This is a genomic window from Aristophania sp. ESL1100 (assembly GCF_058511235.1).
Genome location: NZ_CP196394.1, coordinates 798,629 through 818,238, shown reverse-complemented (window position 1 = coordinate 818,238; position 19,610 = coordinate 798,629). Strand labels below are relative to the sequence as shown.

At 49.6% G+C, this 19,610-nt stretch carries 18 protein-coding genes; 8 read left to right on the top strand and 10 right to left on the bottom strand.

Features of this window, described 5'->3' with window-relative positions:
- Positions 1 to 23: 23 nt before the first annotated feature.
- From ACSYSY_RS04030 to fabI, 5 genes are all read right to left on the bottom strand, one after another.
- Entirely contained in the window at positions 24 to 1,049 is a 1,026-nt protein-coding gene (locus tag ACSYSY_RS04030) for a polyprenyl synthetase family protein (RefSeq protein ID WP_491708013.1), read from the bottom strand.
- 219 nt (positions 1,050 to 1,268) lie between these two features.
- On the bottom strand, positions 1,269 to 2,291 hold the full coding sequence (locus ACSYSY_RS04025; RefSeq protein ID WP_491708012.1) for a ribonucleotide-diphosphate reductase subunit beta: 1,023 nt from the start codon (positions 2,289 to 2,291) through the stop codon (positions 1,269 to 1,271).
- A 58-nt stretch (positions 2,292 to 2,349) separates the two neighbouring features.
- Positions 2,350 to 4,242 (bottom strand): ribonucleoside-diphosphate reductase subunit alpha, encoded by a 1,893-nt coding sequence (locus ACSYSY_RS04020; RefSeq protein WP_491708217.1) that lies wholly within the window; start codon positions 4,240 to 4,242, stop codon positions 2,350 to 2,352.
- 396 nt (positions 4,243 to 4,638) lie between these two features.
- Positions 4,639 to 5,727, bottom strand: a complete 1,089-nt coding sequence (gene aroC / locus ACSYSY_RS04015; RefSeq protein ID WP_491708011.1) for a chorismate synthase — start codon at positions 5,725 to 5,727, stop codon at positions 4,639 to 4,641.
- 5 nt (positions 5,728 to 5,732) lie between these two features.
- Complete coding sequence (gene fabI / locus ACSYSY_RS04010) at positions 5,733 to 6,584, bottom strand: enoyl-ACP reductase FabI (protein ID WP_491708010.1); 852 nt, start codon at positions 6,582 to 6,584, stop codon at positions 5,733 to 5,735.
- Between the two features lie 180 nt (positions 6,585 to 6,764).
- Between fabI and pdxH the strand changes: the two genes are divergently transcribed.
- From pdxH to ACSYSY_RS03980, 6 genes are all read left to right on the top strand, one after another.
- The gene (pdxH, locus tag ACSYSY_RS04005; protein ID WP_491708009.1) at positions 6,765 to 7,430 is read left to right on the top strand and encodes a pyridoxamine 5'-phosphate oxidase; all 666 of its coding nucleotides are present in this window, start codon (positions 6,765 to 6,767) and stop codon (positions 7,428 to 7,430) included.
- Positions 7,431 to 7,457: 27 nt separating this feature from the next.
- Positions 7,458 to 8,363 (top strand): universal stress protein, encoded by a 906-nt coding sequence (locus ACSYSY_RS04000; RefSeq protein WP_491708008.1) that lies wholly within the window; start codon positions 7,458 to 7,460, stop codon positions 8,361 to 8,363.
- A gap of 48 nt (positions 8,364 to 8,411) precedes the next feature.
- Positions 8,412 to 9,692 carry a 3-deoxy-D-manno-octulosonic acid transferase gene (locus ACSYSY_RS03995; RefSeq protein ID WP_491708007.1) on the top strand — a complete coding sequence of 427 codons (1,281 nt, stop codon included), beginning with the start codon at positions 8,412 to 8,414 and terminating at the stop codon, positions 9,690 to 9,692.
- A gap of 10 nt (positions 9,693 to 9,702) precedes the next feature.
- Positions 9,703 to 10,692, top strand: coding sequence for a tetraacyldisaccharide 4'-kinase (gene lpxK / locus ACSYSY_RS03990; protein WP_491708006.1), 990 nt, complete (start codon positions 9,703 to 9,705; stop codon positions 10,690 to 10,692).
- The gene (locus tag ACSYSY_RS03985; RefSeq protein WP_491708005.1) at positions 10,689 to 11,624 is read left to right on the top strand and encodes a lysophospholipid acyltransferase family protein; all 936 of its coding nucleotides are present in this window, start codon (positions 10,689 to 10,691) and stop codon (positions 11,622 to 11,624) included. The genes lpxK and ACSYSY_RS03985 overlap by 4 nt, the downstream gene beginning before the upstream one ends.
- 88 nt (positions 11,625 to 11,712) lie before the next feature.
- Positions 11,713 to 12,069, top strand: a complete 357-nt coding sequence (locus ACSYSY_RS03980; RefSeq protein WP_491708004.1) for a hypothetical protein — start codon at positions 11,713 to 11,715, stop codon at positions 12,067 to 12,069.
- A gap of 79 nt (positions 12,070 to 12,148) precedes the next feature.
- On the opposite strand, the gene ACSYSY_RS03975 is transcribed toward ACSYSY_RS03980, so the two are convergent.
- A complete protein-coding gene (locus tag ACSYSY_RS03975) occupies positions 12,149 to 13,459 on the bottom strand; it encodes a penicillin-binding protein activator (RefSeq protein WP_491708003.1) in 1,311 nt (436 codons plus the stop codon).
- Here ACSYSY_RS03975 and rsmI point away from each other — a divergent pair.
- Positions 13,444 to 14,331 (top strand): 16S rRNA (cytidine(1402)-2'-O)-methyltransferase, encoded by an 888-nt coding sequence (gene rsmI, locus ACSYSY_RS03970; protein WP_491708002.1) that lies wholly within the window; start codon positions 13,444 to 13,446, stop codon positions 14,329 to 14,331. The two genes, ACSYSY_RS03975 and rsmI, sit on opposite strands and share 16 nt — an antisense overlap.
- Positions 14,332 to 14,337: 6 nt before the next feature.
- Here rsmI and ACSYSY_RS03965 read toward each other — a convergent pair whose 3' ends face one another.
- The 3 genes from ACSYSY_RS03965 to ACSYSY_RS03955 form a co-directional block, all read right to left on the bottom strand.
- Positions 14,338 to 14,940 (bottom strand): LolA family protein, encoded by a 603-nt coding sequence (locus tag ACSYSY_RS03965; protein ID WP_491708001.1) that lies wholly within the window; start codon positions 14,938 to 14,940, stop codon positions 14,338 to 14,340.
- Between the two features lie 21 nt (positions 14,941 to 14,961).
- Positions 14,962 to 16,344, bottom strand: coding sequence for a glutamate--cysteine ligase (locus ACSYSY_RS03960; protein ID WP_491708000.1), 1,383 nt, complete (start codon positions 16,342 to 16,344; stop codon positions 14,962 to 14,964).
- 142 nt (positions 16,345 to 16,486) lie between these two features.
- Positions 16,487 to 17,191 (bottom strand): 16S rRNA (uracil(1498)-N(3))-methyltransferase, encoded by a 705-nt coding sequence (locus ACSYSY_RS03955; protein ID WP_491707999.1) that lies wholly within the window; start codon positions 17,189 to 17,191, stop codon positions 16,487 to 16,489.
- A 94-nt stretch (positions 17,192 to 17,285) separates the two neighbouring features.
- Between ACSYSY_RS03955 and ubiA the strand changes: the two genes are divergently transcribed.
- Positions 17,286 to 18,200, top strand: a complete 915-nt coding sequence (gene ubiA / locus ACSYSY_RS03950; RefSeq protein WP_491707998.1) for a 4-hydroxybenzoate octaprenyltransferase — start codon at positions 17,286 to 17,288, stop codon at positions 18,198 to 18,200.
- Here ubiA and ACSYSY_RS03945 read toward each other — a convergent pair.
- Positions 18,197 to 19,603, bottom strand: coding sequence for an MFS transporter (locus ACSYSY_RS03945; RefSeq protein WP_491707997.1), 1,407 nt, complete (start codon positions 19,601 to 19,603; stop codon positions 18,197 to 18,199). The two genes, ubiA and ACSYSY_RS03945, sit on opposite strands and share 4 nt — an antisense overlap.
- Between the last annotated feature and the right edge of the window lie 7 nt (positions 19,604 to 19,610).

The following is a 19,610-nucleotide window of genomic DNA, read 5'->3' as shown; positions in this document are numbered from 1 at the left end:
AAAAGAGCATCACATCACGTCATTTAATGAGCGCGATGAACTGTATAGAGCACCGTATTGACCAGAAGGGTCTTTAATTCACTTGGAGGGAAAATTTCGAGTGATTTTACAGCCTGTTCGGCGTAATCACGCGCTTTTTTCAATGTGACCCTGATGGCATCTGTCTGTTCAATCAGGGAAAGAGCATGCTCCAGATCTTCTTCTGTCTGCTCATTTTCTTCAACCACACGTTTCCAGAAGATTTTATCTTCCGCGCTTCCTGCTTCATAAGCCGTCAGAACCGGGAGCGTAATCTTCCCTTCACGGAAATCATCCCCCACGGTCTTGCCCAGCAATTTCTGATCCGCTGCATAATCAAGAGCGTCATCTACAAGCTGAAACGCCATGCCCAGATTTGTGCCGTAAGCTTCCAGTGCAAGCTCTTCTTCTTCACTTTTCTCTGCCACAACGGCTCCCACGCGGCAGGCTGCGGCAAAAAGAGCGGCTGTTTTGCCATGAATGACTTCCAGGTAACGATCAACAGGGGTGGAAAGATCATTCTGGGTTGTCATCTGAAGGACTTCACCCTCAGCAATCGTCGCAGAAGCATCAGAGAGAATGGCCATAACCTTGATCGAGCCATCAGCGGTCATAAGCTGGAAGGAACGAGCAAAAAGGAAATCACCGACAAGAACTGAGGCCTTATTCCCGAAAAGCGCATTTGCCGATTCAAGACCACGCCGGAGTTTGCTTTCATCAACCACGTCATCATGAAGCAACGTGGCTGTATGGATAAATTCCACACAGGCTGCCAGGCCCACATGGCGCTGATGGTCAGGTCCCGCGGGATAACCACACAGCCTGGCAGAAGCAAGTGTCAGTAAAGGACGAAGTCTTTTACCGCCAGCGGCGATCAAATGAGCAGCCAGTTGCGGAATCAAGGCAACCGGGCTTTGCATACGCTCTAGAATAGCATGATTGCAGGCCTGCATATCCACATCAAGATAGGCTGCCAAAGCGTGAAGAGCATCCTCACTTCTGGCGCTCTCTTCGGCCGAGTCAGGTGTCATTTTTGTTTGATGATCCGGTGAGAAAGAAACCAAGGGCCGCAACTCCACTCTCCATATTCCGTCATCGGAAAATGGTCATATATTAAGGATTGGGGACTCTCCGTTTTCTTTCAAAAAAGAGAGTCCGATCACTGATGCGAACTCTAGCAAAATTATAAGCTATGAAGAAGAGGTGAAGAAACGCGATCTTTCCTCTTCTAGTGCCCTCTTAAAGGAAGCTCAGTTAAAAATGCCGCTTTCAAAAGCTTCTTCCCAGCTTCCCTGGGTCGAAGCGCGGGAATATTCCGTGGCACGGTTTTCAAAGAAATTCGTGTGCTCGACAGCATTGAGCATATCATCAACCCATGGAAGTGGATTTTCCTCAATCCCATAAACCGGGTCCAGACCAAGCTGCGTCAGACGACGGTCCGCAATAAAGCGGATATAACGTTTTACCTGTTCAGCATTCAGCCCTTCAACCGGCCCCATCTCAAAAGCGAGATCAATAAAGGCGTCTTCATGCTCAACAGTTTCACGGCATATGGCTGTTAATTCATCCTGAAAATCCTGCGTCCAGAGTTCCGGATTTTCACGAATAAAGGTGCGGAAAAGCCGGATCATGGAGAGGCAATGCAGGGTCTCATCGCGCACTGACCATGAAACAATCTGCCCCATACCTTTCAATTTATTGAATCGGGGGAAATTCAGCAAAATCGCAAAGGATGCAAAAAGCTGCAACCCTTCCATAAACGCCCCGAAAGCCGCCATCGTCTTGGCAATCTCACGTTTATTATTGATGTTGAAGGACTGCATGAAATCATACTTGTCCTTCATTTCCTTATATTTCAAAAAGGCTGAATATTCCGTCTCCGGCATCCCGATCGTATCGAGCAGGTGAGAATAAGCCGCGATATGGATCGTCTCGATGTTGGAAAAACAGGAGAGCATCATCAGCACTTCAGTCGGCTTGAATACCTGACTGTAATATTTCATGTAGGCCGAATTCACCTCGACATCGCTCTGCGTAAAAAAGCGAAAAATCTGTGTAACGAGGTTACGCTCTGTCTCTGTCAGCTTACGGTGCCAATCCTTGACGTCTTCGGACATCGGGACTTCTTCTGGCAGCCAGTGCAGGCGCTGTTGCGTCAACCATGCATCATAAGCCCAGGGATAACGGAAGGGCTTATAAACAGGATTTTCAACCATCAGGTTCGATTCAACAGTCCCTTCAGGCGCCATTGGAAGGGGTTTCGTCTCTGTCATGGTTGTCCTCTCCTACCTCTTTGAAATATCACTCTATCAACATTTATGTTGCCCTGCCTTACTGGCAGGACAGACACTCCTCATAATCGTTATTTTTCTGCTCTGGTGTGCGTTCTGTCGCGGTCGGAAGGTGGTTGTCATCTCCTTCCATAATATCGCGCTTGACGGCCATGTTAGAGACGGCATCCGCCCGCTGGATGGAAAGAGAGCGGCAGTAATAAAGTGACTTCACGCCTTTCTTCCATGCCTCGTAATGGACACGTACCAGGTCACGTTTATGCACATCGGCCGGCAGGAAAAGATTGACTGACTGCGACTGACAAATAAAGGGCGCACGATCTGCGGCATGTTCAATCACCCAACGCTGATCAATCTCAAAGGCCGTCTTAAAGACGTCCTTTTCTTCCTGTGTCAGAAATTCAAGATTCTGCACCGAACCTTTATTCAAGGTAATGGCAGACCACACTTCATCGGTGTTCTTTCCGTATTTATCCAGCACTTTAGCCAAGTGGCGGTTTCTGACGGTAAAGGAACCGGAAAGGGTCTTCTGCAAAAAGACGTTCGCACTGATGGGGTCAATCCCGGGGCTCGCATTGCCTGCGATAATGGAAATGGACGCCGTCGGGGCAATCGCCAGCTTATGGGAAAAACGCTCCTTGATCCCGTAATCGGCAGCATCCGGGCAGGCGCCTCTTACCTCGGCAATATCACGTGATGCCTGATGAGCCTGCTCAGAGATATGAGCAAATATCTTTTTATTCCAGACCTTGGCCATCACACTGCCAAAAGGAATCATACGCGCCTGAAGGAAGGAATGGAAACCCATAACCCCCAACCCGACCGAACGTTCTCTCATAGCGGCATAGCGCGCATGATCCATATGGCTCGGAGCATTATCGATAAAATCCTGCAAGACATTATCGAGAAAGAGCATCACATCACTGATAAACTGCTTATTATCTTTCCATTCATCCCAATATTCCAGATTGAGAGAGGACAGGCAGCACACAGCTGTACGGCGCTTTCCGTGATGGTCAACACCGGTTGGTAGGGTAATTTCAGCACAGAGATTGGAGGTTTTTACCTCAAGACCAGCGAGACGATGATGCTCAGGGCGTGCCCTGTTCACCGTATCGGAATAAACAATATAAGGCTCTCCCTGCTCCATACGGGCTGTTAGAAGACGGATCCAGAGAGCACGGGCTGAAACCTTGCGAATGACGCTATGATCTTTGGGAGAAACCAGAGCCCATTCTTCATCATTGGCCAGAGCACGCATGAAATCATCAGTAATCAGCACACCATGGTGCAGATTCAGCGCCTTACGGTTAGGGTCACCGCCTGTAGGACGACGCATTTCGATAAATTCTTCAATTTCAGGGTGCCAGATCGGCAGATACACAGCCGCTGACCCACGGCGCAAGCTTCCCTGACTGATTGCCAGAGTCAGACTATCCATCACACGGATAAACGGAATAACACCAGAGGTCCGACCATTACGACCGATATGCTCACCAATGGAACGCAGATTGCCCCAATAAGAGCCAATCCCACCCCCTTTGGCAGCGAGCCAGACATTTTCATTCCAGAGGTCCACAATTCCCTGAAGGCTGTCATCAGCCTCATTTAAAAAGCAGGAAATGGGCAGACCACGCTTTGTCCCACCATTGGAAAGAATAGGCGTTGCCGGCATGAACCAATGACGCGACATATAATCGTAAAGACGTTGCGTATGCTCTGCGTCAGCTCCATAGCGTGAAGCAACGCGTGCAAACAGGCCCTGATAAGTCTCCCCCTCCAACAGATAACGATCATCCAGTGTCGCCCGCCCGAATGCCGTCAGAAGGGCATCACGTGAAGAGTCGATATGGACCGCATAATGGTTGGGAAGTTGAATATCCTTCTCAAAAAGTTCTTGATCAACGACATCTGCATTATCGGCGAATGTCATCTTGGCTTCCTGGAAGGTCATGGCCTAAAACCTCTGGCTAAAATCTTGAAATCACCCTTTTTCGGAAGTTTTTTCCGAACGACAGCGTACTCCGGTTACGCTACCCCTAAGGGGTAATAGCGTAACCGGAGTACGCACATAGCACATATTGGTTAAAAATAAGATCTTGACTACTAGATATCGTTTCTAAAGATAGTTTGTGAATCGAAAAATTTAAAAAAAATCAGAGAAATACGTGTGTTTCCTTGATTTAAAAAAATATTTTATCTTTCTTTCAGCCCCCCTTACCCTCCCAAAAAAGAGGGCATTTTTCAGTAAGGGAAATGATCTAGAAAAATCAGCCGGACATAAAAACGCCCGGCTGTAAAAACTTTTAAAGCGGCGCGGATAAAACCCCTACCCGCATTGAGCACGATGACGTAAAAGCTGATCGGTCAGCACACACGCCATCATGGCTTCTGCAACAGGTACAGCCCGTATGCCGATGCAGGGGTCATGACGTCCTTTTGTCATAACCTCTACATCTTCGCCTGCTGAATTGATACTGGGAACCGGGACAAGAATGGAGCTGGTTGGCTTTACAGCCATCCGTGCAACAATAGGCTGCCCGGTCGATATTCCCCCGAGGATACCGCCCGCATGATTACTGAGAAAATGCGGGTTTAAACGGTTTGCTCCGTGACGGATAGGATCAGCATTTTCCTGCCCTTTAAGAGAGACAACGCCAAAGCCATCACCAATTTCAACAGCTTTGACGCCGTTAATCCCCATCAAGGCAGAGGCAATCTCGGCATCCAGCTTGCCATAAATCGGAGCACCGAGCCCTGGTGGCGCATTTTCGACAACAACTTCAACGAGAGCCCCGATAGATGAGCCTTCTTTGCGAATGGCATCAAGCTGTTTCACCCACTCATCAACTGATCGCGCATCCGGGCACCAGAAGGGATTTTTTTCTCTTTCATCCCAGTCCCATCTCTCACGATCAATAGGATGAGCACCGATCGCGGTCAGGGCCCCTCTGATCGTCAGTTCCGGTCCGACAAGCTTTCTTAGAACAACGCGCGCTACTGCACCGGCAGCCACACGCATGGCTGTTTCACGCGCTGAAGAACGCCCTCCCCCCCGATAATCACGAATGCCATATTTCAGATCATAAGCGATATCGGCATGCCCTGGCCGGTATGACTGGGCAATATCTCCATAATCCTTTGAGCGTTGATCCGTATTCTCAATCAGAAGAGAGATCGGTGTCCCGGTTGTCTGCCCCTCAAAGACACCTGAGAGAATTCTGACCTGGTCAGCTTCGCGTCTCTGGGTGGTGTATTTTGACTGTCCTGGCTTGCGTTTATCAAGCCAGGGCTGAATATCACTTTCGGAGAGTTTCAGGCGGGGGGGACAGCCATCAATCACACAGCCAATGGCCGGTCCGTGACTCTCCCCCCATGTCGTAACGCGAAAAAGCCGCCCGAAACTATTCTCCGACATAGATATTACTCTCCTGAATTCAGGGTGATATCGGGCGCATCAGGATTTTTCATACCGATGATATTATACCCGCAATCAACGTGATGAATTTCACCTGTGACACCAGATGACAGGTCAGACAGCATATAAAGCCCTGCTCCGCCAACATCCTGCAGGGACACATTGCGCTCCAGCGGGGAATTCAACTGGTTCCAGCGTAAAATATAGCGGAAATCACCAATCCCATTAGCGGCCAGAGTCTTGATCGGGCCAGCTGAAATGCCATTGACGCGGATATTATCCTTGCCCAGATCCACAGCCATATAACGGACAGACGCTTCCAAAGCGGCTTTGGCAACACCCATGACATTATAATGAGGCATGACGCGCTCAGCACCAAGATAGGTCAGTGTCAGAATGGAGCCGCCCGGATTCATCATCGCTGAAGCACGGCGTGCGACGGCTGTGAAAGAATAGCAGGAGATATCGAGTGCCTGAAGAAAGGCCTGACGGGGCGTATCAACATAACGGCCACGCAAAAACTGTTTATCAGCCCAGCCAATAGCGTGGACGACGAAGTCAATTTTGCCCCATTTTTTCTCAATTTCGTCAAAGGCTGCGTCAATAGCGCTGTCATCGCTGACGTCACAGGCAATCACCATATCTGATCCCAGACTTTCAGCCAGCGGGTGAACACGCTTGCCAAGAGCCTCTCCCTGATAAGTGAAAGCGATTTCAGCGCCCTGAGCGGCACAGGCCGTCGCAATAGCCCAGGCGATCGAGCTTTTATTGGCGACTCCCATAATGACCCCTCTTTTACCCTTCATAAGCGTTCCGCCAGCAGGGGTCTGAGTGGTGGTCTCTTCTGTTTCAGTCATAATTTGAATCCTGATCGTGTTAAGTACTACAACTCTTTGCTTTTTCTGCTTGCATAAGTCCTACGCTCGGGCAAGAGTAAGTTCTCATAAAAACGCATGATCTTATCTGAAAGTCAGAAAAGAACAATATTCATGCACCTCCCTCACTCTTTGGGAGTTACTGCCTTAAGGAGATCACATATGTTCAAAAAGCCGTCTAAAGGGAAAATATCAGCTCTGCCGGAACATATGCTTCTTGATCTCAGCGCTGATCCTTTTGACCTTTTCAGCTCCTGGATGCGAGAAGCTGACGCCAGCGAACCAAATGACCCGAATGCCATGAGTGTGGCGACAGCCACCCCGGACGGGCGTCCTTCTGTCAGAATCGTACTTCTGAAAGGCGTTAGCCGGCGCGGTTTTATTTTTTATACCAATAAAAACAGTCGTAAAGGTGAAGAGCTGGAGCAAAACCCTTATGCCGCATTGCTTTTTCACTGGAAAAGCCTCAGACGGCAGATTCGCATTGAAGGGCGCGTGGAATCGGTCTCATCTGAGGAGGCTGATGCCTATTTTGCCAGCCGGTCACGCATATCCCGCCTGGGAGCCATTGCCTCCAACCAGTCTCACAGGTTGGAAACAAGAGAACTCCTTGAACAGAAGCTGACAGATTTGCAGGCACGCTATAAAGAAGGGGACCTCATTCCCCGCCCCCAGAACTGGTCTGGCTACCGGGTTATCCCTGACGCATTTGAGTTCTGGCAGGAGCAACCGCACCGCCTGCATGACCGTGCACGGTGGGAAGCTGAAGATCACCCTGACAGAACGATCGAAGCAAGAAGCTGGAGTGTTGAACGCCTCTACCCGTAACGCAATCATCAGGAAAGGCCTCGTTTCATGAACTCGGAAACCAGAAATATTCTTCTGCCCCTGACGTCGATCCATTCATTGGAAAGTGTCTTTGAAACGGGGCTGCTCCTTGCAAAACGTTACCGCGCCCGGATCAGCTGTATCTTATTTAACGACCGCCCCGGTGAGATCGCCGCCATAGCTGGCGAAGGCATGGCGACCGTTGCCATGGCTGATATGATCGAAGCGACCATTAATCAGTCTAAACGCAATTTCGATACGTTACGCCATTATCTTGATAAACTTCAGAATGAAGGAAAGATCATTTGGCGCAACCTCTCTGATTCAGAGCAAGGGTCTGCCTTACCTTCGCTCCGCGGGACAAACGTCCCCCAGATTACCTTGAAATTCATGGAAGGAACGGTTGAAGACGTTCTGACGTGGCAGTCCCGCCTGGCTGACATTATCCTGGTCCCGCCTATTGTTTCCAACAAAGATTCACACGCTTCTGATATTCTCCATGCCATGCTCTATGAAGGCAGTCAGCCAGTCGTAATCGCTCCCCCGAAGCCCCCGGCGCATGTGGGTCAGCATATTGCTATTGCCTGGAATGGCACTGCTGAATCAGCGCTCGCCCTGCGTAATGTCCTCCCCTGGACCCGACAGGCTGAAAAAGTCACATTACTCACGAGCCCCGATTATCAGAGGCTTGGACCTGACGTGAAAGAAGCGCTCGCTTACCTTGAACTGCATGGCATTACAGCGCGCTCAGAAACGATTGAAGGCGGCAAACGCAATGTCGGTAAAAATCTCCTGAAAACAGCTCACGATCTCCGTGCGGATCTGTTAAGTATGGGCGCCTATTCTCACTCCCGCCTCAGGCAACGTCTTTTAGGCGGGGTGACACGTTATATGCTCGAAAATGGCGATATGACGATCATGATGAGCCGTTAAAAAGACTTTATGACGTCCATTTTCAGGAAAAACGAACGTTTCTGATTTATGTCCCGCTCCCAAACGCCACGACGGAAGTGGTCTTTTTTTTTCGTTCTCTGGACTCTGGCAGGCTGGTGCCTAACGCTGCCTCTTATCATTTATGGATTCTGGCGGAAGACTAAAGGAAAAGAGATCCCTGGGCGCCTGAAAGAACGTTTCGGACTGCTCTCAGCCTGCCAGCGGGACTTTTTGTCCCGCCTCCCTCCAAACCATAAAAAATTATGGATTCATGCTGCCAGTGTCGGGGAGACACTTTCTGCCTTCCCTCTGATTGACACCCTGCTGGAACGCGATGACTCGCTCATAATTCTCCTGACAACCATGACCGTCACCGGGGCACAGATTGCGCGTAAACATCCTGCTTATAATCATCGCCTCATTCACGCTTTCCTCCCTTACGATACTCCCTTGGGGCGTTTTCTATTTCTGAAAAACTGGAAACCATGTGGAAGCGTCTTTATCGAAAGTGAGGTCTGGCCTGGTATCGTCAGAGAATGTAGCCGCAAGAACGTCCCTTTTATGCTGGTTAATGCCCGCCTGTCCGATAAAACGGTTCAAAACTGGTCACGTTACAAAACGCTTTTTCAAAACATTCTCTCTTCCGCTAGCTGGGTCATGCCGCGTGATTCTCACGACCGGAACCAATTTCAGAGACTTGGCGTTCAAACACTTGTTCCGGTGGGCGACCTGAAAGAGGATGCACCTCCTCCCTATGCAGATCCCATCCAGCTTGAAATTTTACGGAATAAAATTGCTGATCGTCCTGTTTTTATTGCTGTTTCCACTCATGAGGGAGAAGAAGAGATCATCATTTCTGCCTTAAGGATCGCGCGACAGAAAGTCCCGGCTCTTCTGGGAATCATTGTTCCCCGTCATCCAGAACGTGGGGAAATGCTTGCGACCCGATTTAAGGCACCAAGGCGCTCTCTCAATGAGGTTCCGACATTATCAGATCCCTTATGGATCATCGATACATTGGGAGAAATGGGACTGTTTTTAAATCTTTCCCAGTCTGCCTTTATCGGGAAATCTTTATGCCTGCCCGGCGGAGGACATAACCCTTTCGAACCTCTCAAGGCTGGATGCAGAGTTGCCTGTGGGCCCTATATGAGCAACTGGACTGAAGCCTGCGACCGATTACGTTCTCATTTGACCACGCTTAAGAGCGAAACTGAGATCGCAAACTGGATTACTGAGCGCACCAGCACTCCCCCCGATAACCTTTTTAAAAAGAGAAATGTTTCTTTTTGTCTTTCTGAACAAATTTTAAACACAATCATCTGTTAATCGAAGAGAAATGAAGAAGTTACGTCAGCCGAAATTCTGGAGCGGTTCAACGGTACGTTTGCCTGCGCGCTTCCTGTCTCCAGTTACTTATTTTACCCAATATTTGAACCATAGACGACAAACCAGGCCTTCCACCCGCGTCTCTGTTCCGGTTTTATGTATCGGAAATATTACAGTCGGCGGCACTGGTAAAACCCCTCTTACCCTTGATTTTATCAATCGCCTTAAAGAAAAAGGGCACTCTCCACACATTATAACCAGAGGGTATGGCGGCCAGCCTCACGAGGCTCATAAGGTTGATTTACGTCATGATAGTGCTGTGACTGTGGGTGATGAAGCCCTTCTTCTGGCTGTTTCTGCCCCAACATGGTGCGGGAAAGACCGTGTTGCCTGTGCTTTGAGCGCTATTGAGGACGGTGCGGATTGCCTCATCCTTGATGATGGTTTTCAGGATCCCTCCCTCTTTAAAGATCTCTCTCTCGTCGTTTTTGACGGGGAATATGGGGTCGGGAATAATTGCCTGATCCCCGCTGGGCCACTTCGGGAAACATTTGATTATGCCATCCAACGGGCCCAGGGCGTTGTCATTATCGGGCAGGACAGGCATAAACTTTCCGAAAAACTGCCTCCGGCTTTTCCGCTTGCACAGCTCTCTTTTTATCCACGGCCGGAAATAAGGGCTCTTCAGGGAAAACAGCTGATCGCTTTTGCAGGGATCGGGCGCCCTGAAAAATTCTTTGATATGCTTCGGAAGGCGGGTTTGTTTTTACTTAATACAGTTCCTTTCCCCGATCATCATACCTATTCCAGTGCCGAACTTTCAGACCTGGCTCTTCTCGCACAGATAGAGGGAACAGCTTTGGTTACGACAGAAAAAGATGCTGTGAGGCTTCCTTCCGACTTTATGAAAAAGGTTACAGCCGTTAAAATAGATTTATATTGGGATGATCCAGCCATGGCTGATCATTGGTTGGATCTGTTATTTAGTCATAAAAAGTGAAGCTTTTCCTTTATTACCTTCAAAATATCCTTCTCAAATTCGCCATTTTTTTTCTGTCACATCTGCCATTCAGAGTCGCCTCATGGATGGGTGGTACTTTGTGCCGCCTTATAGGACCCTCTTTGAGGCTCTCAAAAATTGCTGATCGCAATATGCAGATTGCCTTCCCTGACTGCACGACCCAATGGCGTAAAAAAAACATTCAGGGCGCCTGGGATAATATAGGCCGCACTTTTGCAGAATTTCCCCGTCTCCGTGATATTTCCCTGAACGCTTCTTCTAAAGTCGCCTGTGGCATTATGGGAGAAGAGTATCTTTATGAAGCACGACAGAGCGGCCGACCTGTTATTTTCTTTTCAGGGCATATAGGCAACTGGGAATTGCTCCCTGTAATCGTGGCCCGATATGGCCTTCCCTTTTCGCCTTTTTATCGTAAACCCAATAATCCATTTCTCGACCAGACATTACGTTCCTTGCGGGAAAAAGCGGTCGGACAAAAGGTTACTATGTTTCCCAAAGGCGCCAAAGGGGCTCGGCAAGCCCTGAGACACATTGCCTCTGGGGGGCATTTAGGTGTGCTTGGTGATCAGAAAATGAATGACGGGATTGAAACAACATTTTTCAACTACCCTGCCATGACTGCCCCTGCCGCGGCTTCTCTGGCCCTTCGTTACAATGCCTTGATTATTACCGGTCATATCTGGCGTGAAAAATCAACACGGTTTGTTCTTCAGGTAGACCCGCCTTTAGATCCATCCTCTTCATTAAAATCGCTTTCACAGCAGGAGGCTGTCAGCACACTCACACAAATGCTCAATGACACACTCCAAAGCTGGATTGAGCAGCATCCCTCCCAATGGCTCTGGTTTCACCGTAGGTGGAATAAGACACTTTATACGGACAGAGACCGTCATAACGAAAAAATCAATTGAAAGCATTTTATGTTATGCGTTATAAGCATAACAGTGTTGCAATAAGTGAGAATCAAGTTTCTGACTGTAGTTTCGTAGGAATTTCACGATGGCAAGAACTGTTTTATGCGAATCGTCCTCATTTGATTTCGTTTCTCAGACAGACATCAGCAATGTCATTCCATTTCGTCAGAAAATTTTAGCCCGCCATAAAGATTATCTTTCTCAATGGCTGGAAGCTGGGCTTTCTATGGGCTTACTGGATGCCTCAGTGGATCCCCTTTCCCCCCATACAGAGCAGATTACCATCTGGGTCAGAGAAAGTGCCGAGCCCGCTTATATCATCATGCCTGTGGGCAAAGACTGGGTTTTGACGGATCATCTTAATTGCTGTGAATTAGGACGTTTCTCATCGCTGGACAGAGCCTTAAATAAAGTTAGACCCGTCCTGCCCCTGATTCATTAATGTAAGTGGCATAAAAAAACCGGACCTCTTTAAAAAAGGCCGGTTATGATTTGTCCAAACTGCTTTCAGATTTTTGCAATTATTTTTGCATAATCCGACGCGCCCCCCCTCCAGGCAGAATCTGATAAATGACGAGAGAGCGTTCAACGTGCCCGTCATTTTTAAGCCAGAATGTGCCATTCAGGCCAGAAAATCCGTTAGAACGAGTGAGGTTCTCTTTATCAAGCTGGTTATTGCGCACCAGTGATCCTGCCAAAGCCGCTGCGTCATACGCAAAATCAGACACTGGCGATGGAGATGTATGATAAACAGCCTGGTATTTCTGGATATATCGATCTCTCAGACGGTCATCAAAGGCTGGATACCATGCCCCTTGCAAGGCACCTAATTTACCATCAAATGACTTCCACAGCATTGGGCCCAGAATTCTTACCTGAGGGGCCGCAATCTGATGTGCCTGAAGAGCCTGAATCACATGACCAAGAGCTAACCCCGTATCAGCCAGCAATAATGTGTCAAAGGTAGGTTTCGTCTGATTCGCCGGAGGCGCTTGTGTATCTTTGGCAGGCGGAACCTCATCATTACCTAAAGGATCAATGGCTGATGGTTCTGACGATTCCTGCTTTTCATCCTGATGATCTGATAGTGATGCCTGACCAAGTAAAAAGGAAAAGGCTTTATTGATGGAAGCTTCATCACTGGTATGATAGACGACTTTAGGAAGCTCAAGATCATTTTTCTGACAGAATGAAACCAGAGCATTTCCCATGGCATGCCCCAGAGCATTATCAGGAAGAAACGCTGCAAAAGACTTTCTACCTTCGTCCCGTGCGGCCTTTACCAGGCGCTTTACCTGCTGATCAGGCGTCAGTCCCATAATCCATACGGTAGAACGAGCCTGCTGGTCATCACTTGTAAAAGCAAGTTCCGGCACACCGGCTGGTCGAAGGACATCGGCAACACGTTCAGTAGAGCTGGACGTTAAGGGACCCAGTACAATTTTATCACCGGCCTTAAGCGCTTTTTCAGCGGCCTCTGCCGGGCCACCTTTGGCTGTTTCATCATAAATATCGAGACCCGGCTCTTTCCCTGCTGGCAAAGCCAGAAGCGCTGCATCACGCAACCGTACCCCGATAGAGGCCTGAGACCCTGTCAAAGGGAGAATAAGCCCGATACGAGACCGCCCCTCTACCGTGCCCACTGAGGGTCTGGGAGGAGAAAGATCGGAGTCCGAATCATAGGAACTACACGCCGACAGAGCCAGCATCGTGCCACTGGCAAGAACAGCCATTACAAGCGAAGCGCCATTCTTGCTCTTGCACAAGCCGCTCTGATGACGGCAATAATGCGCAAGACGACTCATTGGGGAAAGTAATGTCTGAAGAATCATATAAGCCCCTCCAAGGCAATGCGATTACCGCTTCTAGCGGGCAACTTATTCTTGTAGCAACACCTATCGGCAACATGGCTGATATAACCTTGCGTGCGCTGGAGACTCTGAAACAGGCAGATGCGCTCCTCTGCGAGGATACAAGAGTCACCAGCAAGATATTACGCCATTATGGTATCACAAATACACTCTTTCCTTTGCATGACCATAATGAAGAGGAACAGCTTTCATTTTTTATTTCGGAACTCAGGCAAGGGAAGACTCTGGCTGTTGTTTCAGACGCAGGAACCCCCGTTTTTTCAGATCCCGGCTACCGTCTGGTGCGCGCAGCCCGCGCTGAATCCATAAAAGTTACGGCCCTTCCCGGCCCGAATGCAGCTGTTACAGCCCTGATTTTATCAGGTTTCCCGCCAGCACCATTTCTGTTCATGGGCTTTATGCCACGGGGTGAAAACCGCCGGACGCATTTAGCCACGCTGAAAGCTTCTGAACAGGCAGGCCTTCAGGCAACCGCTGCATGGTATGAATCCCCCCACCGCTTGCTTGAAAGCCTTGAAATGCTGGCAGACGTCTTTTCTCCGGAACGGGAAGTCTCGGTAGGAAGAGAGCTGACAAAACTCTATGAAGAAATAGTGCGTGGCACTCTCTCTGACGTCATCACTCATTTCAGAGATCATGCTCCCAGAGGGGAGATAACGCTTCTGCTGGCCCCCCCGCCACAGGAAGAAACCTCCGAAGAGGATCTGGAGCAAATTCTGGCAAAAGCGCTAAAGACGCATTCCCTCAAAGACGCTGTGACGTTGATTGCGGGCAGCACGAACCTTCCCCGTAAAGTCGTCTATAAAAAGGCTTTAAGTCTGACGCAGAAATAAAGAAGCTTAATCCGCTTTAGGCAGCGTAAAGAGATCTGACGCAAGCGCGATATTCGTCTTGACGTCAGAAAGGCGGATCTGAGTGACAGCGCCCTGCGCATCACGAACATTCCAGCCCAGAAAGGCAAATGGTTTCTGGGCAAAAAACATCGTCAGCTCCCCTTCCTGCGGCGAGGCCGTTTTTACGACGCTGATCTGAATATCACCATTTACTTCGCGGAAAGACGTCACGGTTACGTCGCCTGAGAATCGGGGATCCGGGCGCAGCAGCAACCCTAAAGGCGTGTGCTGTAATGGCAGCGTGGTAACCTGATCTATGGAGCGATCCTGATAGACAACCTTATCGTCATTGGCGATGAGTGAAAGTGTGCTTGGAGCATCATAATTGAAACGCACACGCCCGGGCCTGTTAAGAAAAACAGTGCCCGTGCTTGCTTTGCCATCTGGTGCAATCTGCTGAAACCTGGCCTGAAAACTATGCGTTGCCGCCAGATTTTTCTCAATGCGGTCAATCCATCCCTGCTGGGCATGAGACAACGTCGCTGCATAGGCAGAGCCCGCCACGGCCACAGAGGACAAGCCAAGAACGAGCGCCAGAACTTTCAACATAGATACAACTTTCACTATATTCTAGATAACGGCGGCTTCTTCAAAAATCGGCCGTACATTACCATTCCACACTGTTTTATAACGTTCCAGCCAATAGTGAGCCTGAAGGGGAGCCCCCTCGGAAATTTCCATGAGAGGATCAAGATAGATTTCCTCTCCCAATCCTCTGGCTTTCAATCCTTCAACAGCCAGTGAAAGAACACTACGAGCAAGTTTCTTCAGTCCCCCGGGGAAGGCCGCATCAAGCCCTATATGGGCTACTTCCGGCCTTAGATCCTGATAGACTGTCCAGGGATGTTTTTTAACGAGCTTTTCTGCTTCTGCCAAAATGGAAGGATCATAAAGAAGACCAACCCAGAAAGCTGACTGCGCCAGCATCATATCAGGCCGCCCTGCATCAGCGCCTCTCATTTCCAGAAACTGTTTCAAACGCACATCAGGAAAAACAGTAGTCAGATGATCCTCAAAATCCCCTACGCAAGGGGTTAATCCTCTTAAAGGAGCCTGGTCTTCGCCTTCAAGCCACTTGCGGAATGAACACCCCGCTACATCGTGATACTGACCGGAACGCATGACAAAATACATGGGAACGTCCAACACCCAGTCAACATATTTTTCAAAGCCGAAATCTTCATCAAAAAAGAGCGGCGGCTGGCCACTTCTGTCATTATCCGTATCCAGCCAGACACGTGCCCTGTTTGAAAGCCAGCCATTGGCCTTCCCCTCGACAAAGGGTGAGTTTGCAAAAAGAGCGGTTGCGAGCGGCTGCAAAGCTAGTGACACGCGCATTTTACGCGCCATATCACGTTCGTCAGAAAAATCGAGATTGACCTGTACTGTGCAGGTCCGGGTCATCATATCCAACCCTCTGGTCCCTACTTTCGGCATATAACGGCGCATAATCGCGTAACGGCTTTTGGGCATCCACGGCATTTCCTCACGCGTGCAGAGAGGGCGAAAGCCTAACGGAGCGAAACCCAGCCCCAATAAAGCCGCCGGCAGTTTTGCCTGAACAAAATGAGCGTCCATCTCTTCTTTTGTTTCATGCAACGTCTTGAGTGGCGCTCCCGAAAGTTCAAACTGACCGGCAGGTTCCAGAGACAGTGAAGCCCCTTTATGCTCGCCCGTGCCTGTAAGGCCGATTATATTTCCCTGGTCATAAATCGGCTCCCACCCCATGACGGCAAATGACGTCAGCAGATCCCCTATCCCTTCTGGCTTGTAAGGAGGGGGGCTGAAAGCAGGGCGTTTATCGGATGCTGCATCGGGAAAAACAAAACCGAATTTTTCATGCTCGGTCCCGATCCTCCATTCCCCTGCGGGCTTACAACCTTTTGAGAACACTTCAACAAGCTGCGCCTTACTCTCAAGAGGTGTCTGATTGGTCTGACCAGGGTTCGACATAAATTAAAGGGCCTTATTTGCAGAAAAATTTTTATGAAAACGCGTGGACTATAGACTATTATAGTTCGATTAGCATGGGACTTTTTTCAAGGCCACAACAGGGACGCTTTCACGTTTTTGTGCCATCTTATCACAAAGAGGCTTAATGAAAATTAAGAAGGGAAAGCCCTGCACATATAGCTGTCTCTGCTCGCAAAATACGCGGCCCCAATGAAACGGGCGTCACAGCCTTATGATGTCTCAGCAGCCTCATTTCATCTGCCGTGAACCCTCCTTCAGGCCCGATAACCAATCCACTGGCCCCGGAAAATACTTCCTCTTCCTGCTGTCTTTCCAAGGCAGCGATCAAAGGGATTTCTTCCGGCCAATGCGCCAGGCATACAGAAAGCGGTGTCGCTGCATGAAGGACAGGAATATCGAGACGTTCACACTGCTCTGACGCCTCTCGCGCTATCAGGAGCAAACGTTCCTCATTCATTCTGGGATGATTGGTTCGAGCCGTTATGACAGGATGAAAATGCGTCACCCCCAGCTCTGTCCCCATACGAATGACCAGCTCTGTTGCCTCTCTTTTCAAAAGAGAGAAAATAAGGTGCAGGGGACGTGTTTCTTCCTGAGGACGCAATAAGTCCGTCAAGGCAACAACAGCCTCGCCACGTTTGATTGCAACAAGCTCAGCGCCCCACTCGCCATCCACCCCGTTAAAGAGGCGAACAGTCTGCCCCACCTTGCGTCGCATCACATTGCTCAGATAATGAGCCTGTTGTGGCAGAAGATGCAGTTCCTCACCCCGGGCAAAAAGGCCTTGGGCGGGTGGGAGATAAAGACGGGGATCTGTATAATTCATGGCTTCAAGATTAGCCCACCTCTTATCAAGGTGCCAGATGTCTTTTAAACTGTTAGAGAGGTTCTTCTCTGCTTCATCCGGTCAAGGAATAACAATGCTTCCCCAGGCCCCACATACAGATATTCGTCTGAACGGCTTTATCGCCAAGCTTCCTGAACCATGGCGTTCTTACGCCCTGCTTGCCAGGCTGGACCGGCCTGTAGGCACATGGCTTCTTTTCCTGCCAGGCGTTTTCGGGATTTTTCTGGCTCAGAACAGTACTCTGTGGGACCGGGTTTTTAATGTTCTTCTCTTTGCTCTCGGCTCTCTTCTCATGCGGTCTGCCGGATGTGTCGTTAATGATTTATGGGACCGCAAAATCGATGCCCAGGTTGCCCGTACCGCTCATAGGCCGCTGGCCAGTGGCGCTTTAAGTGTCAAACAGGGGATAGCCCTGCTCATTATTCTTTTGATGCTCAGTTTCTGTATATTGCTGGCACTTCCTGAAATCTGCTGGCTCCTGACCCCGATTGCCCTGCTTCTTGTCGCCTTTTATCCCACTGCAAAACGCCTGACCTGGTGGCCCCAACTCGTTATGGGATTCACATTTGGCTTTGGTGCCCCTATGGGTTACGCCGCCAGTGAAGGGCGCCTCGATGCGGTCGGCCTCACACTTTATGGCGGCGTTATTCTCTGGCAGCTCGGTTTCGACACGGTTTATGGCTTTCAGGATATGGAAGATGACGCCCGCATCGGGGTTAAATCCACCTCATTGAAAATGCAGCATAAAGCACGCTCATTTGTGGGTGGATGTTACGGGACGGCTCTGTTTCTCTTCTTTCTTTCTGCCAGTAGTGCCGGACTGCACCCTTTATTTTATCTGGGATTTATTCCTGCAACCATTCTGCTAACAAGGCAGGCTGTTACCCTTGATCCCTATAATGCCCCTGCCTGCCTGAAGGCCTTCCGGCAGAATGTACCTGCCGGCTTATTGCTTGCTTTGGCCTTTATATTAGGGCGCCTCGCTTAGGACAGTGAAACCCTGCGCCCCTGCAACAGAGAACGCCCGGCACTCAGCCCTGCCCCGAAAAGAGCCACAAGGGCTGCTGCGCCCAGGCAGATAAAGGCGGGATGAGGGAAAATTGTAAACATTCCCGCAACAATCAAGGCACCCGAGGTCTGCCCTCCCAGGCGAGCAACTGAAAGCATCCCACTCGCACTTCCTTCACGCCCGACTGGCGCCGTCACCATAATGGCACGGTTATTGGGAGGCTGGAACATGCCAAACCCCCATCCAGCCAATAAGGTCCGCCAGGCGATATCCATGTTGGAGGCATCCAGCGGAAGAGCCCATAAAAGGACAAAGCCTATCGCCGTAATCAAGAGCCCCAGGGAAGACAGGAAAGACGCCGAAAAACGATCTGAAAAATGCCCGATCACATAAGACATGGAGGCCGTTCCGACAGCCCATGGCGCGATCAGAAGACCAACAGTCGCAGGATTTTTATGAAATGCGTCTGCCAATGTAAAAGGCATCGCCACAATATAAAGATTAGAGGCGATAAAACCACAATAACTGACAAAACAGGCAATGAAAAAAGGACGTCTTTTCAGGATATCCAGAGGAACGATGGGTTCTTCACGATTTTTCTGCCATTTTATCAGACAGTACCAGCTGATCACACTTAAACAGGTTAAGGACGTGCCCAGGGCAAAATCCTCATGCATGAGCCCGTCAATCCCCACCCCCAGGGTCGCGAAAGAGAGAACCGTCAATAACGAGCCCTGATAATCAATTTTTACCTGACTACGCGGTGTTTTCGGCAGTTCCAGCCAGGACAGAAATAAGGCAACAGCTCCAAGAGGCAGATTGATCCAGAAAATCCAGTTCCATGAGGCGACACTGAGAATAAAAGACCCGATGGTCGGCCCAATACTCACGCCAAGCCCGACAAAAAAGCCGTTCAGCGCGATCCCTTTTCCCAGATATTTATGCGGATAAATAAAGCGCACCAGAGCGATATTAACGCTCATAATGCAGGATCCCCCTACCCCTTGAAGGGCACGGGAAAGAGCAAGCTCCAGCATGTTCTGCGACAGGGCACAAAAAACCGAAGCAACGATGAAAAGCGCTATCCCGAACTGGTACATGCGCCCGAAACCAATCCGCGCACCAATAGCTGCCAGGGGGAGCACAAATGAAAGACTGGCAAGCTGGTAGGCATTGACAACCCAGATCGCCCGTGAGGGATCCGAATGGAGGTCACTGGCGATCGTCGGCAAGGCAACATTGGCAATTGCGTAATCAAGAACTGAAAGCAAAAGAGCAAGCAGAACGGCTGACATAGCCTTAAAACGCCGCGCTCCATAAAGCCCGGCATGTCGGAGGGGGTCGTATTCCTCCTGAAGATCATCGGCCTTTTCTGCCTGCATATGTATT